A 2,219-nucleotide genomic window follows, 5' to 3' on the forward strand; every position below is an offset into this window, starting at 1 on the left:
ACTTACCAGGTTCCGGTCGAGGTTCGTCCTTCCCGTCGTAACGCTCTGGCAATGCGCTGGTTGGTAGACTACGCCCGCAAGCGCGGCGAGAAGTCTATGGCTCTGCGTTTGGCTGGCGAACTGTTGGACGCTGCCGAAGGTAAAGGTGCTGCAGTTAAGAAGCGTGAAGACGTTCACCGTATGGCTGAAGCCAACAAGGCTTTCTCGCACTACCGCTTCTAATTTTAGCGTCACTCATTTTGCGAGGGCTTTATGGCTCGTACAACACMGATTAATCGCTACCGTAACATTGGTATCGTTGCACACGTGGATGCTGGTAAAACCACCACCACTGAGCGCGTCCTTTTTTACACTGGCAAAAGTCACAAAATGGGCGAGGTGCATGACGGCGCCGCGACCACAGACTGGATGGTGCAGGAGCAGGAGCGTGGTATTACCATTACTTCTGCTGCCATTACCGCCTTCTGGCAGGGTTCTGCGAAGCAGCACAAGGACCAGTACCGTTTCAACGTCATCGATACCCCGGGCCACGTAGACTTCACTATTGAAGTTGAACGTTCCCTGCGCGTACTCGACGGCGCGGTCGTTGTGTTCTGCGGTACTTCCGGCGTTGAGCCGCAGTCSGAAACCGTRTGGCGTCAAGCCAACAAGTACGGTGTTCCACGTATCGTTTACGTGAACAAGATGGACCGTGCCGGTGCGAACTTCCTGCGTGTGATCGCTCAGATCAAGCAGCGTCTGGGTCACACTCCGGTGCCTATCCAGCTGGCTATCGGTTCCGAAGACAACTTCCAGGGTCAGATCGATCTGATGACCATGGAAGCGGTTTACTGGAACGATGCCGACAAGGGTATGACTCCTCGTCGTGAAGCTATCCCTGCTGAATTGCAGGAACTGGCTGAAGAGTGGCGCAACAACATGGTTGAGGCTGCGGCCGAAGCCAGCGAAGAGCTGATGAACAAGTACCTTGAAGGTGAAGAACTCACCATCGAGGAAATCAAGGGTGCTCTGCGTCAGCGTACTATCGCTGGTGAGATCGTTCTGGCTGTTTGCGGTTCTTCCTTCAAGAACAAGGGTGTTCCCCTGGTTCTCGACGCCGTTATCGACTACCTGCCGGCTCCAACCGACATTCCTGCCATCAAGGGTACTGACCCGGATGACGAGGAAAAGCAGATGGAGCGTCATGCAGACGACAACGAGCCGTTCTCGGCTCTGGCGTTCAAGATCGCTACCGACCCATTCGTGGGTACCTTGACTTTCGTCCGTGTTTACTCGGGCGTGTTGGCCTCCGGCGACGGCGTGATCAACTCGGTCAAAGGCAAGAAAGAGCGCGTGGGCCGTATGGTGCAGATGCACGCAAACGCCCGCGAAGAGATCAAGGAAGTACGCGCTGGTGACATCGCGGCCCTGATCGGCATGAAGGACGTCACCACTGGTGAAACCTTGTGCAACGCTGACAAGCCAATCATCCTGGTTCGCATGGACTTCCCGGAGCCGGTTATTTCGGTTGCCGTTGAGCCTAAGACCAAGGATGACCAGGAAAAAATGGGTATCGCTCTGGGCAAACTTGCTCAGGAAGACCCGTCTTTCCGCGTCAAGACTGATGAAGAGACTGGTCAAACGATCATCTCTGGCATGGGCGAGTTGCACCTGGACATCCTGGTTGACCGGATGCGCCGTGAGTTCAACGTCGAAGCCAACATCGGCAAGCCTCAGGTTTCGTATCGTGAGCGCATCACGAAGAATTGCGAAATCGAAGGCAAGTTCGTTCGTCAGTCCGGCGGTCGTGGCCAGTTCGGCCATTGCTGGATCCGTTTTGCTCCTGCTGACGAAGGTCAGGAAGGTCTGCAATTCGTGAACGAAGTAGTGGGTGGTGTGGTTCCTAAGGAATACATCCCGGCTATCCAGAAGGGTATCGAAGAGCAGATGAAGAACGGCGTAGTTGCCGGCTATCCGCTGATCGGCCTGAAGGCTACCGTGTTTGATGGTTCTTACCACGACGTCGACTCGAACGAGATGGCGTTTAAGGTGGCTGCTTCCATGGCGACCAAGCAACTGGCCCAGAAGGGCGGTGGTGAGTTGCTCGAGCCGATCATGGCGGTAGAGGTTGTTACGCCTGAAGACTATATGGGTGACGTGATGGGCGACCTTAACCGTCGTCGCGGCATGATTCTGGGTATGGAAGACACGGTCTCCGGCAAGGTGATCCGTGCTGAAGT

The 2,219-nt window shown here is 55.3% G+C and carries 2 protein-coding genes; both read left to right on the plus strand.

Going from position 1 to position 2,219, the window contains the following annotated elements:
* On the plus strand, positions 1 to 222 hold a 222-nt coding region (locus tag AC1DVH_RS29855), incomplete at its 5' end, for an uS7 family ribosomal protein (protein ID WP_477756822.1).
* A 30-nt stretch (positions 223 to 252) separates the two neighbouring features.
* A partial coding sequence (gene fusA, locus AC1DVH_RS29860; protein ID WP_477756823.1) for an elongation factor G occupies positions 253 to 2,219 on the plus strand: 1,967 nt, incomplete at its 3' end.

It is taken from the genome of Pseudomonas sp. P4_C3, assembly GCF_056402075.1.